Annotated in this window: 15 protein-coding genes; 9 read left to right on the top strand and 6 right to left on the bottom strand. The window is 64.8% G+C overall.

What is annotated here, in order from left to right:
• Window positions 1–10: 10 nt before the first annotated feature.
• Window positions 11–946, bottom strand: a complete 936-nt coding sequence (locus tag QCE69_RS34605; RefSeq protein WP_309935468.1) for a LysR family transcriptional regulator — start codon at window positions 944–946, stop codon at window positions 11–13.
• A 153-nt stretch (window positions 947–1,099) separates the two neighbouring features.
• Here QCE69_RS34605 and QCE69_RS34600 point away from each other — a divergent pair, with 153 nt between their 5' ends.
• Window positions 1,100–1,984: an NAD(P)-dependent oxidoreductase gene (locus tag QCE69_RS34600; RefSeq protein WP_309935467.1), complete on the top strand. Its 885-nt coding sequence runs from the start codon at window positions 1,100–1,102 to the stop codon at window positions 1,982–1,984.
• Between the two features lie 14 nt (window positions 1,985–1,998).
• Here QCE69_RS34600 and QCE69_RS34595 read toward each other — a convergent pair whose 3' ends face one another.
• From QCE69_RS34595 to QCE69_RS34580, 4 genes are all read right to left on the bottom strand, one after another.
• On the bottom strand, window positions 1,999–2,982 hold the full coding sequence (locus QCE69_RS34595) for an SMP-30/gluconolactonase/LRE family protein (protein ID WP_309921746.1): 984 nt from the start codon (window positions 2,980–2,982) through the stop codon (window positions 1,999–2,001).
• A gap of 34 nt (window positions 2,983–3,016) precedes the next feature.
• Window positions 3,017–4,312 (bottom strand): MFS transporter, encoded by a 1,296-nt coding sequence (locus tag QCE69_RS34590; RefSeq protein WP_309935466.1) that lies wholly within the window; start codon window positions 4,310–4,312, stop codon window positions 3,017–3,019.
• A gap of 78 nt (window positions 4,313–4,390) precedes the next feature.
• Window positions 4,391–5,347: a hydroxymethylglutaryl-CoA lyase gene (locus QCE69_RS34585; RefSeq protein ID WP_309935465.1), complete on the bottom strand. Its 957-nt coding sequence runs from the start codon at window positions 5,345–5,347 to the stop codon at window positions 4,391–4,393.
• Between the two features lie 116 nt (window positions 5,348–5,463).
• Window positions 5,464–6,402 carry a LysR family transcriptional regulator gene (locus tag QCE69_RS34580; protein WP_309935464.1) on the bottom strand — a complete coding sequence of 313 codons (939 nt, stop codon included), beginning with the start codon at window positions 6,400–6,402 and terminating at the stop codon, window positions 5,464–5,466.
• 205 nt (window positions 6,403–6,607) lie between these two features.
• Here QCE69_RS34580 and QCE69_RS34575 point away from each other — a divergent pair, with 205 nt between their 5' ends.
• The 5 genes from QCE69_RS34575 (at window position 6,608) to QCE69_RS34555 (ending at window position 11,478) form a co-directional block, all read left to right on the top strand.
• Complete coding sequence (locus tag QCE69_RS34575; protein WP_309921737.1) at window positions 6,608–7,762, top strand: CoA transferase; 1,155 nt, start codon at window positions 6,608–6,610, stop codon at window positions 7,760–7,762.
• Window positions 7,759–8,664, top strand: a complete 906-nt coding sequence (locus QCE69_RS34570; protein WP_309935463.1) for a DUF2520 domain-containing protein — start codon at window positions 7,759–7,761, stop codon at window positions 8,662–8,664. Before QCE69_RS34575 ends, QCE69_RS34570 begins: the two co-directional genes overlap by 4 nt.
• 235 nt (window positions 8,665–8,899) lie before the next feature.
• Complete coding sequence (locus QCE69_RS34565; RefSeq protein ID WP_309935462.1) at window positions 8,900–9,853, top strand: SMP-30/gluconolactonase/LRE family protein; 954 nt, start codon at window positions 8,900–8,902, stop codon at window positions 9,851–9,853.
• A gap of 34 nt (window positions 9,854–9,887) precedes the next feature.
• The gene (locus tag QCE69_RS34560) at window positions 9,888–11,210 is read left to right on the top strand and encodes an MFS transporter (RefSeq protein WP_309935461.1); all 1,323 of its coding nucleotides are present in this window, start codon (window positions 9,888–9,890) and stop codon (window positions 11,208–11,210) included.
• A gap of 133 nt (window positions 11,211–11,343) precedes the next feature.
• A complete protein-coding gene (locus tag QCE69_RS34555) occupies window positions 11,344–11,478 on the top strand; it encodes a hypothetical protein (protein WP_309935460.1) in 135 nt (44 codons plus the stop codon).
• Between the two features lie 153 nt (window positions 11,479–11,631).
• On the opposite strand, the gene QCE69_RS34550 is transcribed toward QCE69_RS34555, so the two are convergent.
• Complete coding sequence (locus QCE69_RS34550; RefSeq protein WP_309935459.1) at window positions 11,632–12,576, bottom strand: LysR family transcriptional regulator; 945 nt, start codon at window positions 12,574–12,576, stop codon at window positions 11,632–11,634.
• Between the two features lie 103 nt (window positions 12,577–12,679).
• Here QCE69_RS34550 and QCE69_RS34545 point away from each other — a divergent pair, with 103 nt between their 5' ends.
• From QCE69_RS34545 to QCE69_RS34535, 3 genes are all read left to right on the top strand, one after another.
• Entirely contained in the window at window positions 12,680–13,414 is a 735-nt protein-coding gene (locus QCE69_RS34545; protein WP_309935458.1) for an SDR family oxidoreductase, read from the top strand.
• Between the two features lie 8 nt (window positions 13,415–13,422).
• A complete protein-coding gene (locus tag QCE69_RS34540; protein WP_409021273.1) occupies window positions 13,423–14,040 on the top strand; it encodes an NADPH-dependent F420 reductase in 618 nt (205 codons plus the stop codon).
• Between the two features lie 215 nt (window positions 14,041–14,255).
• Window positions 14,256–14,480, top strand: a complete 225-nt coding sequence (locus tag QCE69_RS34535) for a hypothetical protein (protein WP_309921713.1) — start codon at window positions 14,256–14,258, stop codon at window positions 14,478–14,480.
• Window positions 14,481–14,693 lie beyond the last annotated feature (213 nt).

Raw genomic sequence — 14,693 nt, 5'->3', positions numbered from 1 at the left:
CCCTTCGAATTCATGCAAGATGCAGCGCGTCGTCACGGGACACCTCCGGCATGACCGACACCGGCTTCGAGGCGAACGCACTCAGGAAGTCGAAGAGCTTTTGCGTCGGCAGCGGCGCGGCGCCGGCGCGCATCGCGACCGACATCATGCGCGCCGCCCACGGATGACTCAGGCGCACAGAGCGCAGGCGCATCGGTTCGAGAAACAGGCCGACCGCGCCTTCCGGCAGAATGCCGATGCCCTGCCCGCTCGCGATCAGCCGGCACATCGCCTCGAAACTCTGCACCTGCACGCGAAAGCGGATCGACCTGCCGAGTGCAGCGGCTTCGCGCACCAATGAACGCGTGATCTCGGACTTGTCATCGAGGGCGACGAGATCGTGATCGAACAACGCAGCGAAGTCCACCGACGGCCCGCGCAGCGCGTGATCCTGCGGCACCAGCACGCTGATGCGATCGCTGCAATATGGCGCGAGCCGGAGCCCTTCGACAGGCTGCTGCGTCGTCACCACGCCGATATCGGCGCGGCCATCGCGCAGCGCCTGCAGGATATCGACGCTGCGCATCTCGCTGATATGCAGGCTGATGTCGCCGTAGCGCCCGGAGAATGCACGCAGTTGCTCGGGCAACTGCTGGGCGATCGCCGAGATATTCGCGTACACGCGCACGCGTCCGACCGCGCCGAGCGCATAGTCGGCCATTTCGCTGTGGATCGCATCGGTGCGGACCAGCAGATCGGTGGCATGGCGCGCCAGCGCTTCACCCGCCGGCGTGGGCTCGACGCCCGCCGACGAGCGGTTCAGCAGCGTCACCCGGAAATGATGTTCCAGCAAGGCGATGCGCCGGCTCGCCGTGGACAGCGACATATGCGACTGCTGCGCGGCGCGCGACAGGCTTCCGGTTGCCACTGCGCGCCCGAACAGCGCGAGTGAGGTGAGATCGAACATGCCGGGGCTTCCAGGAAAGAGGATGGTTTCGAGTTCTTCGAAGAGACGATTTCATGAATTCGCATTCACAGCATCGCCGCGGGGCGTTAGATTGCACACTATCGCGCGCGTGACAGGCAAGCGCGCGCGGCCACTCCATGCAACGGGACAGACATGAAACAACGAATCGGCATGATCGGCATTGGTTTGATGGGCCACGGCATTGCTCGCAACATCATCAGGCATGGCTATCCGCTGACGGTGGTGGAGCATCCGGGCAACCAGCCGCTCGATGAACTGATCGCGGGCGGCGCGAAGACCATCGGTTCGGGCGCGGCGCTGGCGGAGCAGGCCGACATCGTCATCCTGTGCGTTACCGGCTCGCCCGAAGTCGAAGCCGTCCTGACGGGCCCGGACGGCGTGCTGGCAGGGCTCAGGCGCGGCGCCATCGTGATCGACTGTTCCACCGCGGTGCCCGGCTCCACGCTGCGCATGGCCGCGCAGGTCGCGGAAGCGGGCGGCCTGCTCGTCGATGCCCCGATGACGCGCAGCGTCAAGGAAGCCCACGATGGCCGCCTGAATCTGCTGGTCGGTGCGGATGCTGCGACGTTTGAAGCGATCCGCCCGCTGCTGGCGTGCTTTGCGGAGAACATCGCGCATGTGGGCGGCACGGGCGCGGGCCACACCATGAAGCTGCTGCACAACTACGTGTCGCTCGGATCGGTTGCGCTGATTTCGGAAGCGGCGGCGTGCGCGAAACGCGCAGGCGTCGCGCCCGAGGTCTTCGCCGATGTGCTCGCCAAAGGCGGCGGGGGCGGCGCGGCGCTGGAACGCGTCAGGCCGTTCCTGCAAAGCGGCGAGACCTCCGGTTTGACCTTTCATATGTCGAATGCGCTGAAGGACCTGAGTTACTACGTCGATATGACGAAGGACATGACCGCCACGCACGCCATTGCCGACTCGGTGAAAGCGACCTATGCGAAAGGCGTCGAACTGGGCGGCGCGCATTGCCCGGTGCTGCGCCTTTCCGACCTGATGGGTGGAGACTCGTTCCTGTAACGCCGGCCGGCCGCTCAGCCGCGCGCCGCGGCGCCAATCAGACCGTCTACCGAAAACTGGTAGACGGCATCGCTGTTGAGCGAACCGAGGTAGGCCGTGCGCTGATCGCCCGAGAACGTGAGGCTCGTCAGGTGCTTGAGGAAGTTGGCCTTCGAGCGATAGAAATGCGTGCGATGAAACGCATCGCGCTGAAAGGCTTCTTCGGCGGTGCGCAGCGATTCCTCGTCGTAGTCTTCGAGAATCACGCGATAGCGGCCCGTCGCCGTGAAGACCTGCACGACGCGGTTCGAGATCGGCGAGGTGATCCATGCGTCACCGGCCGCGTCGAGTTCGAGTCCGTCGGGCCAGATGCCCGACTCGAATTCCGCGACCGTCTGCCGGTTCGACAACTCCAGCCGCTCGTTCACATCGAAGCGGATCATGCGCCGTCCGATGGTCTCGTTCACGTACAGCACGGTGCCCGTCGGATCGAGCCGGCACTCGTTGGTCCAGCCGATATGATCCGCGACGATGCGGCTCGACCCGTCCGTGTCCACCACGGCGATGTAGCCCGTCGCTTCGGCGCGATCGAAGTGATAGCCGGGCGCACTGCAACCGGGCGTCGTGCTGCTCACGCAGATCCAGATGCGGCCGGCTTCATCGAGCAGGACGAAGTTGGTGCTGGGAAGATCGCGGCCATCGACCGAACGGACCAGCGGCTGCACGCGACCGGTGGTATCGACCGACCACACGCCGCCCTCCTCGCCCAGGTTCGCGAAGATGAACGAGCCGTCCGGACGTCGCGCGATGCCGTTCGGGCGCACGCCGTCCGGCAACGCGCCCGGCAGGCCGAGCAGACGGGTGGCGCCGTCCGCGCGCACGTGCGCGATCGCGCCCTTGGCGTCGCTGGTGTAGAGATCGCCTTCATGCCACCACACGCTTTCCGGTCGCGTGAGACCGGAGCCGGACGTGGTGACGGCATCGAGAGACAGTACGGTTTCCTGGCTGAGCGTGTGCATCGTTGCGCCTGAAAAGAATGAGAGATAGTCGGCGTCACTCGGTGACGGGACCGGCATGACCGCGCGACATGCGCCTGCCGAAGAGCATCGCGGCGAGCAGCAGGCCCGACAGCGCGCCGAGCACCGCAAGCACTTGCAGACCGCCATCGAATGTGCCGGTGAGATCCTTGATCTTGCCGATCACATAAGGGTCGATGAAACCGGACAGGTTGCCGACGCAGTTCACCATCGCCATGCTGGCGGCGGCCGCCGTTGCCGGCACCATGTCCGAGACCAGCGCCCAGAACACGACGATCGAGCAGAACGCGCCCGCGCAGGCGGCGGTGATGAGCAGCAGCTTCAGCGTGGCGGTCGCGGCGAGCGTCGAACCGCCCAGACCGATCACGGCGATGGCGAGCGGCGCCAGCACATGGAACGCGCGCTCCTTGCGCACGTCCGAGCGGCGGCCCCATAGCGGCATCGCGATGGCGGCGGCGAGGAACGGCAGCGCGCTCACCACGCCGGTCATTTGCAGGCTCAAGTGAAACGCGTGCACGATCTGCGGCAGGAAGAAACTCATGCCGTAGTTCAATCCGACGATGCCGAAGAACGCCAGACCGAGCGCCCACAGATACGGCGCGACGAGCACGCGGGCATTGCCGTGGCTCGCGACCAGGCGGTTCGAACGCTCGGCCGCGAGCGTGTCGATCAGCCAGCGTTTTTCCTGTGCGCCGAGCCAGGTGGCCTGGTCAGGATTGTCGGTGAAGACGCGCCAGATCACGCAGCCGAGCACCACGGAAGGAATCGCCTCGATCAGGAACATCAGCTGCCAGCCATTGAGTCCGAACAGTCCGTGCAGCCCGATCAGATACCCCGACACCGGTGCGCCGATAACGCTGGCGACGGGCATCGACACGAGGAAAAACGCCAGCGCCCGCGCCCGATACGCGGCGGGGAACCAGAGCGTCAGGAAGAACATCGCACCGGGACCGAAGCCGGCCTCCGCCGCGCCGAGCAACATGCGCACCGCATAGAAGCTCGTCGGGCCGGTGATGAAGGCCGTCGCGCCCGCGACAATGCCCCACGTGATCATGATGCGCGCGAGCCAGACCCGCGCGCCATAGCGTTCCAGCGCGAGGTTCGACGGAATCTCGAAGAGGAAATACGTCAGGAAGAACAGTCCCGCGCCCAGCCCGAACACGGACGCGGAAAAGCCCAGATCGCGGTTCATCGTGAGCGCGGCAAAGCCGACGTTCACGCGATCCAGAAACGCCGCGACGAAACAGATGAACAGCAGCGGCATGAAACGGCGCGTCACCTTGCGCATGGTTGCGCGTTCGAGCGTGTCCATCGCGGTCTCCTGTGCGGACGCACGCGGGCGAACGCCTGCGTGCTGGAAGAGCTTCGGAATGCGGGAATGGAGGCGCGCTCAGCCCACCGCCGCGCACTGCGCTTCGGTCGAATAGCGGCGCAGACGGTCGCCGGACTTCATCACCTGACCGGGCAGCGTGCGGCCCAGCACGGCTTCGAGCCGGTGCGCGGCGTCGAGCAGCCGATCGAGATCGATACCCGTGCGGATCCCCAGGTGATGCGCCATGTGAACGGCGTCTTCGGTACTGACATTGCCCGTCGCGCCGGGTGCGAACGGACATCCGCCGATCCCGCCCAGCGACGATTCGAACGACGTCACGCCGACGTTCAGCGCTTCCAGCATGTTGGCAAGCGCCATGCCGCGCGTGTTGTGGAGATGCGCGGTGAGCGGAACGGGACCGAAGGCCTGACGCAGACGCAGGATCGTGTCGCGCACGATGGGCGGCGTCGCCATGCCGGTGGTGTCGCCGAGCGTGATGCCCTGGCAGCCCAGTTCGAGGTAATGTCCGGCGATACGCAGGATGGTATCGCCATCGACTTCGCCTTCGAACGGACAACCGAACGCGACGGCGATCGCGCCTTGCATCGGCATGCCGGCATCGCGCGCGAGTTGCGCCGCCTCGCCGATATTGCCGAGCGACTGCGTGATATCGCAGTTCAGGTTCTTGCCGTTATGGCTTTCCGAGGCCGACACGAAGAACACGACGGAGTCGATCTTGCAGTCGATGGCTCGCTGCACGCCGCGTCGGTTCGGCGTCAGGGCGGCGAGATACACGCCACGGTCACGCGGGATGGCGTTCACCAGCGCTTCGGCGTCGCGCAGTTGCGGTACTGCGCGTGGCGATACGAACGAGGTGATTTCCAGATGGCGCACGCCGGCGTCGATCAGCGCGTTGGCCAGTTCGAGCTTGGTTTCGGTCGGCACGAAGGCCGCTTCGTTCTGCAGGCCGTCGCGCAGGCCGACTTCGGTCATGCGGATGCTTTCGGGATACGGCTGGGATTGCGGGGCGGGCATGCTGTCTCCATCGTCGTCTCTGTCTTTGTGAAGAGCTTAGACGCGCGACGATCGGGCACACGATCTATTTGGCGATTGAGACATGGCGAAACGCGATGGCTGGTGCTCCAGCCGCTTCACGTCCCCGCCACCCGCGGCAGCCACGCCTGCGCCGGCGCATCCTGCTCCGCTTCGCCCCGCAGATGTTCGAGCAACTTCCGGCAGGCCGGCGACAGCGCCTCGACTGAACGCACGCACAGGCACAACTGCCGCGCGGCCCATTCGTCCTTGAGCTGGATCACGGCCAGCCCTTCCGATGCATACAGCTTGACCGACTGGTTCGGCATCATCCCGACGCCCAGGCCGGCCTTGATCATCGCGATCATCGCGTCATAGGACGTGCACTGAAAGCGCAGATTGATCTGCTCATGCGCCTCACGCGCCACTTTGCGCAGCAGCGTATTGGCTGCGCTGCCCGGATGCATGCCCACCTGTTCGTAAGGCAGCGTCTCGGTGAAATACACGCTGCGCTGCTGCGCCAGCGGATGCCCGACCGGCGCGACCAGCACCATCCGGTCCGTGCGATAGGGAAACGTCTCCAGCCCCGCGTCATTTTCCGCCGTGTTGTAGATGCCGATATCCGCCTCGTTCGTGCTGACGCGCCGCACCACTTCGGTACTCACGAACTCGTCGAGATCCACGCGCACGAACGGATGCGCCTCGCCGAACGCGCTGAGATCGCGCGGCAGGAACTGCGTGATCGACGACAGGTTTGCTGCAACGCGGACCTGCCCGGACAGTCCGGCCGCAAAGTGCGAGATCTCTTCGGCAAGGTCGTTCGCGTTGCGCAGCAGCAGACGCGCGCCGCGTGCGAGCACGACGCCCGCCGCCGTCGGTTCGACGCCGCGCGCCTTGCGCAGCAGCAGCGGCGTGCCCAGTGCCTGTTCGAGCTCGGAAATGCGCTTGCTGAGCGCGGACGTCGCGATGTGCTCGCGCTGCGCCGCTTCGGCGATGGTTCCGGCATCGACCACCGAAACGAACACCTGCAATGAGTAGAGACTCAGACGCATCGTCATATGAGGGAGGATCGAGGGGTCCGCCCATGCTAGGGAGCGCCGCGCAGGCTGTCCAGACGAGATGGCGAGTAAGCAGAAACCCTGATGCTTCACCCGGCATCCACGCGCGGCGTCGCAAAGCGCGATGGAACCGCGAGAAATGGTGATGTCTGAGTCCGCGTCGAATACCGCATCATGAGCGCTCGACGTGAACACGGAGCTTCACATGCAACTCGACGGTGTACGCGTGATCGATCTCACCCGCGTGATTTCGGGTCCGTTCTGCACGATGCTGCTGGCCGACCTGGGCGCCGACGTCGTCAAGATCGAAACCCCCGACGGCGATCCGGTGCGTCAGCAAGGGGCGATCGTCAACGGCATGAGCTGGTATTTCGCGGCCTTCAATCGCAACAAGCGTTCTATCGAACTCGACTTGCGCTCGGAACAGGGCAAGGCGACCTTGCGTGAATTGCTGCGCGATGCCGATGTCGTCGTGGAGAACTTCCGGCCCGGCGTGATGGAGCAGATGGGTCTGGGCTGGGACGCGTTGCAGGAGATCGCGCCGGGCATCATCCATACGAGCATCAACGGCTTCGGCACGACCGGGCCGTACGTCAAGCGGCCCGCCTTCGATTTCATCACGCAGGCGATGAGCGGCTTCATGAGCATGAACGGCACCGCCGAAACCGGCCCGCTGCGCACCGCCCTGCCGATCAGCGATCTCATCGCCGGCAACTACGCGGCGCTCGGCACGGTCGCGGCGCTGTACCGGCGCAAGGAGACCGGACGCGGCGAGCAGGTCTGCGCGTCGCTGCTCAGTTCGATGATCAGCCTCGGCGCGTTCGTGAGCGCGGACTATCTGGCCACCGGCGAGCAGATGCCGCAGACGGGCAATGACCATCCGCTGGTCGCGCCTTACGGGCTGTTCACGGCATCGGACGGCGATATTGCCGTGGCGCCGTCGAACGACGCGATGCTGCGGCGGCTGTTGCAGGCGCTCGGCCTGCTGCATCTGATGGACGATCCGCGCTTCTCCAGCAATGCGCAGCGCGTGGCGCGGCGCGCGGAGATCAACGCGCTCATCAACGCGGTGATGTCGAAACAGACGCGCGAACACTGGATCGGCGTCATCAACGAAGCCGGCGTGCCCTGCGGTCTCGTGATGGATCTCGCCGATGTCTACCGCGACCCGCAAGTGCGCGACCAGGAGATGCTGCTGGAGGTCGAGCATCCGGGTCACGGCGCGGTGCGCATGACGGGCTTTCCGATCAAGTTCCGCAACGAACCCTGCGCGCTGCGTCATCCCGCGCCCGAACGTGGCGGCAATACCGACGAGATTCTGGAGGAGGTGGCGTCGAAACTCGCCGCCACGGGCGAATGATGCTGCCGGGTTTGCCGGGCCTTTCCGATCTGAGGATCGGCTTTATCGGCGGCGGCCGGCTGGCGCTGGCGCTGGCCATCGCGTGCCGGAGCGCCGGCTTGCGCGTCGCGTCAGTGGCGAGCCGGCGGCGCGAATCGGCGGAGGCGTTTTGCGGGCAGGTCGAAGGATGCCGCGCGTCCGATGCCCAGGCGGTCTCCGCTACCTGCGATCTCGTGTTCATCACCACGCGCGATGACATGATCGAATCCATCGCCGCCTCGGTACGCTGGCGCCCGGGCATGGCGGTCGTGCATTGCAGCGGCGCAACGAGCCTGTCGGCGCTCGACAGCGCCGTGCGCGACGGAGCGCTGACCGGCGGCTTCCATCCGATGCAGTCGTTCGGCGACCCGCTCGCGGCGGTGCGCTCGCTGCCGGGTTGCGTGATTTCCGCCGAAGCGCCCGATGCGGAGCTTGCCCGCGTGCTCGGCGAACTGATCGAGCGGCTCGGCTGCCACGCCAACTGGCTGCCGCCGGGCGTGCGGGCGCGCTATCACGCGGCGGCGGGTTATCCGTCGCAGTTCATCAATGTGCTGCTCAGGGAAGCCGTATCGATCTGGAGCACATGGGGCGTGGCGCCCGAAGTCGCACTCAAGGCCTTCTTGCCGATGGCACGCGGCACGCTCGATTCGATCGAAGCGCGCGGCCTCGCCGACAGCATGCCGGGACCGGTGTCGCGTGGCGACGCGAAGACCGTCGCTGCGCACGTCGCCGCGCTGGATGCGCTCGGCCCGGCGCATCGCGCGTTCTACACGAGCTTGTGCGGCCGGACCGTCGATCTCGCGATGGAGCGCGCGCAAGGACTGGATGACGACGCCTGCAGGACGATCCGCGCGACGCTCGCAGAAGAGTCGTCGAGCGGCTGATCGAGCCATCGTGTTTCGGCATGGGCGACTCGTCAAATGCGCCGGATGCACGCGGCGCAAGTGATTAAGCTGGATCGAATATAAAAAAATAGCGGAGACACTTCATGAAGCCCTCTTTCGGCCGTATGGCATCCGGCTAGGTCCCGCGTCCGCTTCCCTTCGCATTTCTGCGCCTGATTTCCGGCGATGCCGCCGTGCATCGCGTATTCACGCTCATTCGAGGAGACGCACCGACATGACCCCTGTTGCCGCCCTGAACATCGATTCCGTCTCGACCCTGGGTTCCGGCCTCACCCGCCCCGAGAGCGTGCGTTGCTGGAACGGCCGCCTGTATTCGTGCGATGCCGTCGGCACCGTGGCCGTCACCACGCTCGACGGCGCGACGCGCTTTCTCTGTCAACCGGAAGCGCTGCCCGAAGGCGTGCGTCCGAACGGCATTTCGATACGGCGCGACGGCAGCATCGTGTTCGCCAATGTCGGCCATGCGGGCGGCGTGTGGCGGATCGATGGCGAAGGCCAGGTGCGGCCGCTGATCGAGGAAATCGACGGCGTGCGCCTGCCGAGCACGAATTTTGTATACGCCGATCGCGATGACCGCCTGTGGATCTGCGTCAGCAGCACGGCGGCCGATTGCCACGATCCGGAGTTCCGCTTCGATCGTCACCGACCGTCCGGCTTTGTCGCGATGGTCGATCAGAAAGGACAAGGCCGCATCGTCGCCGATGGTATTTCGTGGACCAACGAATGCCGCATCGATGCGACGGGCCGCGCGTTCTACGTCAACGAAACCATTGGCCGCCGTCTGTTGCGCTTCGACCTCGCGGGCGACGGCACGCTGTCGAACCGCACCGCCGTGACCGGATTCGGCGACGGCTCCTGGCCCGACGGCATGGAGATCGACCCGTCCGGCGCGATCTGGATCACCTCGCCGATCTCGAACCGTGTGATCAAGGTTCTGGCGAGCGGCGAGCAGATTCCGGTGCTCGAGGATGCGGACGAAAAGTCGATCGAGATCACCGAAGCCGCCTACCGCGCCAACGACTTCCGTCGCTCGCACTTCTATCAGGTCGCGTCGAAGAACCTGCGCCATGTGACCAGCATCACGTTTTCGCTCGAGCACGAACTGGCCTTCCTCGGCTCATTGCGCAACGACGCGCTCTACCGCTTTTCGACCGCCGGACTGATGTAAGCGCGCAAGCTCCGCCTACCGACTGGAGATCACCGTGAACCCGTCAGCACAAGACCACGATACCGACCGGCTGATGTCCCGCGCGATGTGGCGGCTCGTCCCGTTCCTCTGCCTTTTGTACTTCGTGTCCTATCTCGATCGCGTCAACATCAGCTTCGCCGCGTTGACGATGAACGAAGACCTGAAATTTTCATCCGCGGTGTACGGCGCGGGGGCGAGCATTTTCTTCGTGGGCTATCTGCTCTTCGAAGTGCCGAGCAACCTGATGCTGGCGCGCTTCGGCGCGCGCCGCTGGATCGCGCGGATCCTCGTGACGTGGGGCGCGTTGTCGGCGTGCATGGCCTTCGTGTCGGGGCCGACGAGCTTCTATGTCATGCGCTTCCTGCTGGGCGTCGCGGAAGCAGGCTTTTTCCCGGGCGTGATCTACTACATCAGCAAGTGGTTCACCCAGCATCACAAGGGCCGCATCACCGGGGCATTCTTCGTGTCGCTGCCGCTGTCGAGCGTGATCGGCGCGCCGGTGTCCACGTTCATCCTCGCGCACATGAACACGGGCAGCCTCGCGGGCTGGCAGTGGATGTTCATACTCGAAGGCATTCCCGCCGTGATCCTCGGGCTGCTGTGCCTTCGCCTGCTTCCCGATCGCCCCGCGGAGGCGCGCTGGCTCAGTGCGGACGAAGCGCAGCTGATCGAGACCACGCTCGAACGCGAACGCGAGAACGTCAGGACACGCACCGGAACGGACGCGCCGATGCGCAGCTGGCAGGCGGTCGGCATTCTCAGCATGGTGCTGTTGCTGCTCGCCTCCGGCATCTACGGACTGGGCTTCTGGATGCCACAGCTCCTCAAGCTCAAGTTCCCCGACAATACGACCGTCGGCTGGCTCACCTCCGCGATCTATCTCGTGGGCGCGACCGGCATGATGGGCTGGGCGCGCTTCTCGGATCGCGGCGGCCAGCGCCATGGGCACAACTCGATATCGAGACTCGTGGGCGCGTTCGGGCTCATGCTGTGCGGCGCGTACAGCGGCTCTTCTTCGCTCACCGTGATCGGTCTCGCGCTCGGTGCGGCGGGCATTCTCGGCTCGCTCGTCGTGTTGTGGACCATTCCCGGCCTGTACCTGACCGGCACCGCGCTCGCCACGGGCGTCGCTGTCATCAACAGCGTGGCGCAGTTCTCGGGGATCATCGTGCCGTGGGTGATCGGCATCGCGCGCAAGTCGGGGTACGACTTTTCGATCGTGCTATACGGGCTGGGCGGCTTGCTGGTGCTCGCGGCGATATTGGCGCGGTCCGCGCTCGCCGCGCAGAGGCAGACGGCCGAGATACGCTCCGCACAAGCCGATCAGGTGACTTAGCCGACGTCGGGCGACCCGTCGGGCGACCGCTACGCAGGGAGCCCGCCGCAAAAAATCACCTGATGCTGTCGGTCTCCTGTCACAAAGCTTTCGTAGTCTCTCTGCTTCGACGACAACGAGTGGAGAACCTGGGATGACGACGGAACGCAACGCGCTGCTGGCTGTGGCCCTGACCTCGACGGCCCTGCTGGCCGCCTGCGGCAGCAATGAGGACAACAGCCCGCCCGCCACGCCCGCCGTCGACGACGGCAAGAACAGTCGGCGTTGACAGGCGGACCGAAGTGCATGGCCAACGTGTGAACGTCGACGCCCCGCACGCGCGACAAGCCGCGTGGCATGTGCACCAGCGCGGCTGACAGCGCATTCCATCCTCGATCCGCGCTTGACTGAATGACTTTGGGCAGGGGCTGCAGTGTGGTCTTCATGCTTTACCTCTGCGTGAAACGGCGCGCGGTCGGGCCACCTTCGGCAACCGCCGAGCATCGCCAAGACTCTCGACCAGCCGGATCTCGCATTCGGAAAGCGAGTATCCGCGCCGCTGCGAGACCATGAAAGTGAGCGGACGCATATGCCATGCACGCCGTTGAAGTTCGACGAGTGTTCCATTCGCGAGATCGTCTGCGACCATATGATGCGGCATGTGCCCCCAGCATAAACTGCCCCGCAGCAGATCGTGCTTCGCGCCGAGATCGTTCACCCACCACTGGCGCACGCTCGCGACCCCTTGCTGGCTCTTTTCCGCATCGGGCTGATTGTCGGTGACGACGAGCTGGATGTGCCGGCCGAATTCCTCGCGTGGAATCAATCCCGCGATGGCGGCCAGCGGATGCGACGGCGCACAGACGGTCACCATCTGCGTTTCGCATAAGTGCTGCCTTTCGATGGTGTCCGGGCTCAGCTCCGGTACATCCGCGATCGTCACCGCCAGCCCGCACGTCCCTTCGAGAACCCTACGCTCGCCGCCCTGCATGGTGGTCATGCGCAGATTGATGGCGATGGTTGGAAAGTTCGTCTGCAGGGTGCGCAGGCAGTTGATCAGGTGCGTACGCGGAAAGTAGGTATCGACGGCAATCGAGACCTGCGGGATCCCTGCTTCAGCAATTGAAGCAGCGCGCATCTTCATCTCCTCGGTGCGCGAGATCACTGCACGAGCGTCAGGCAGGAGGCTGCGGCCCGCCGCCGTGAGCGTCGCCTTGCGAGCATTGCGCTCGAACAGCACGCAGTCGAAGGCACTCTCGAGCGCGCTGATCGCGTGGCTGATCGCCGACTGCGCACGCCTCAGCTCCCGCGCAGCGCCGGAAAAGCTTCCGTGGTCACACACGGCGACGAAAGTCCGCAGCTGGTTGATGGTGACGTTGTCGAGCATACGTATCCAAAGAGTAGATGGGAATTATAGATATTTAGTGAATTGGCTTCATGCACCAGACGCTCCAGAATGGCGTGGTCGCTTTTCATTGAGAACGCATGACATGAACAGACTGAAAGGAAAGACCGCCGTGATCACCGGCGGTGCGACCGGCATCGGCCGCGCCGCAGCACAGCGATTCATCGACGAAGGCGCCTTCGTCTTCATCTTCGGCCGCCGGCAGGAAGCGCTCGACGCAGCGGTGGCCGACCTCGGGCCCTCTGCCCACGCAGTGCGGGGCTCGGTCTCCGATCCGGCCGACCTCGACCGCCTCTACGCTGCGGTGAAGGCCGAGCGCGGAACACTCGACATCGTCTTTGCCAATGCCGGGACGGGCAGCCCGCTTCCGCTCGGCGAGATCACGATCCGGCACATCGACGACACGTTCGACACCAATGTGAAAGGGACCATCCTGACGGTCCAGAAGGCGCTGCCGCTGATGCGCGACGGCGGCTCGATCATCCTCACCGGATCGAGTGCGGGCACCACGGGCGCTCCCGCAATGAGCGCCTACAGCGCGAGCAAGGCGGCCGTGCGCAACCTCGCGCGGAGCTGGGCGGAGGACCTGAAGGGCACCGGCATCCGGATCAACGTGCTGTCTCCCGGCGCGACGGCGACCGAACTCGCGAAGCAGGCGCTGGGCGAGGAAGGCCAGAAGGTCTTTGCCTCGATGACGCCGCTCCAACGTATGGCTGATCCGGCGGAGATTGCCGCTGCGGCGGCCTTTCTCGCGTCGCCGGACAGCAGTTTCATGACTGCCAGCGAAGTCGCCGTCGACGGCGGCCTGGCGCAACTCTGACGCGCAATATCGAAGGAAAAAACATGAGCTATGCAATTGTTGGATTCGGCAAGATCGGCCAGGCCCTCGCCAGGGCGTTCGCCCGAAGCGGCATCGATGTATCCGTTGCAACCACACGCGACCCGGCGAGCTTCGCAGCGGATGCCGCCGCGATCGGACCCGGGATCGTTCCCAGGACGCTGGCGGAAGCCGTCAAGGCGGACATCATTTTTCTGGCGGTCCCTTTCGGCTTGCACGCCGATGTCGCGAAAGCGCTTTCCAACTGGCAAGGGAAGACCATCGTCGATGTCACCAATGCCTATGGCGTGCCTCCCGAGGCACTGGGAGGACTGCCTCCTTCCAGGTTCGTTGCACAGGCCTTCACGGGCGGACGACTCGTCAAGGGCTTCAACCACTTGGGGGCCTCGGTCCTTGCACAGGATCCGGCTGTCCACGGTGGAAGAAGAGTCGTGTTCCTGGCAAGCGACGATAACGGCGCCGCGGCGGACATAGCCGCGCTTGCGGAGCGCCTCGGCTTTGCGCCGGTCGAACTCGGCGGGCTTGCAGAAGGCGGATTGCTGGTCCAGGGGCTCGGAGACAGCTGGGGTCAGCTGATCTTCAAGGACTTGCACCAGTTCGATCGATGAACATTGAACAGACCGCAAGGTCGATACATCCGGATCTCTCATGACTCCGCGATCGAGTAATCTGGCAGCGCCACGGCGATCGGCAATGCGCAAATCCAGTCGATCAAATGACGCGACGAAGCCGAACTCGATGCCATGAAAGACGAGTTCGGGCTTCAAGAACTGGCTGTGGAAGACGTGCGAACGCATCATCAGGCCGCAAGCCATGCGAAGGCATGACGACCTGCTTCAAGGCGGTGTACTTCCATCTGGAACGCATCGTGAGCGGCATCGGGGGACGGCGCGAGATGGTCATCACCGCGGTCCAGGTCAGTCTGAGCATGATCGCTGGGATCCACGACGCCTCGCTCACTGCAAGATCGTTGAGCTGCCCCGGCTTTCCCCATCCCGATGACAACCGCTCGATCAGCTTGTCACGATCGCCCTTGCCGCCCGGCTGAAAGAATTCAGCCGAGGTGTCGAAGACTTGACAGGGCGACGGAACACGGCCCCTCGCCTCTCACATTTTGCTGAACGATTTATGTCAGGCGCATCAATTTGGGGGCCCGTCGTTCGATAGTCGGACCTGCAAAATTGGGTTTTGTTCGTGGACGCCTCGGGGCATTCATCAGGTGGCCTTGTACTTTTCGAACTCAGGCAGTTGTAGGAGGTGC

The sequence above is a fragment of the Caballeronia sp. LZ032 genome (assembly GCF_031451315.1).
GTDB lineage: Bacteria > Pseudomonadota > Gammaproteobacteria > Burkholderiales > Burkholderiaceae > Caballeronia.
Note: the sequence above shows the minus strand (reverse complement) of the source record. Positions and strands in the feature narration are given on the sequence as shown.

Excerpts from the sequence above, each read along its gene's own strand:
- QCE69_RS34585 (WP_309935465.1), bottom strand. The coding sequence starts at position 5,347 with ATGCCCGCCCCGCAATCCCAGCCGTATCCCGAAAGCATCCGCATGACC.
- QCE69_RS34535 (WP_309921713.1), top strand. The coding sequence starts at position 14,256 with ATGACGACCTGCTTCAAGGCGGTGTACTTCCATCTGGAACGCATCGTG.
- QCE69_RS34600 (WP_309935467.1), top strand. The coding sequence starts at position 1,100 with ATGAAACAACGAATCGGCATGATCGGCATTGGTTTGATGGGCCACGGC.
- QCE69_RS34580 (WP_309935464.1), bottom strand. The coding sequence starts at position 6,402 with ATGACGATGCGTCTGAGTCTCTACTCATTGCAGGTGTTCGTTTCGGTG.
- QCE69_RS34575 (WP_309921737.1), top strand. The coding sequence starts at position 6,608 with ATGCAACTCGACGGTGTACGCGTGATCGATCTCACCCGCGTGATTTCG.
- QCE69_RS34565 (WP_309935462.1), top strand. The coding sequence starts at position 8,900 with ATGACCCCTGTTGCCGCCCTGAACATCGATTCCGTCTCGACCCTGGGT.
- QCE69_RS34595 (WP_309921746.1), bottom strand. The coding sequence starts at position 2,982 with ATGCACACGCTCAGCCAGGAAACCGTACTGTCTCTCGATGCCGTCACC.
- QCE69_RS34555 (WP_309935460.1), top strand. The coding sequence starts at position 11,344 with ATGACGACGGAACGCAACGCGCTGCTGGCTGTGGCCCTGACCTCGACG.
- QCE69_RS34550 (WP_309935459.1), bottom strand. The coding sequence starts at position 12,576 with ATGCTCGACAACGTCACCATCAACCAGCTGCGGACTTTCGTCGCCGTG.
- QCE69_RS34570 (WP_309935463.1), top strand. The coding sequence starts at position 7,759 with ATGATGCTGCCGGGTTTGCCGGGCCTTTCCGATCTGAGGATCGGCTTT.
- QCE69_RS34590 (WP_309935466.1), bottom strand. The coding sequence starts at position 4,312 with ATGGACACGCTCGAACGCGCAACCATGCGCAAGGTGACGCGCCGTTTC.
- QCE69_RS34605 (WP_309935468.1), bottom strand. The coding sequence starts at position 946 with ATGTTCGATCTCACCTCACTCGCGCTGTTCGGGCGCGCAGTGGCAACC.
- QCE69_RS34545 (WP_309935458.1), top strand. The coding sequence starts at position 12,680 with ATGAACAGACTGAAAGGAAAGACCGCCGTGATCACCGGCGGTGCGACC.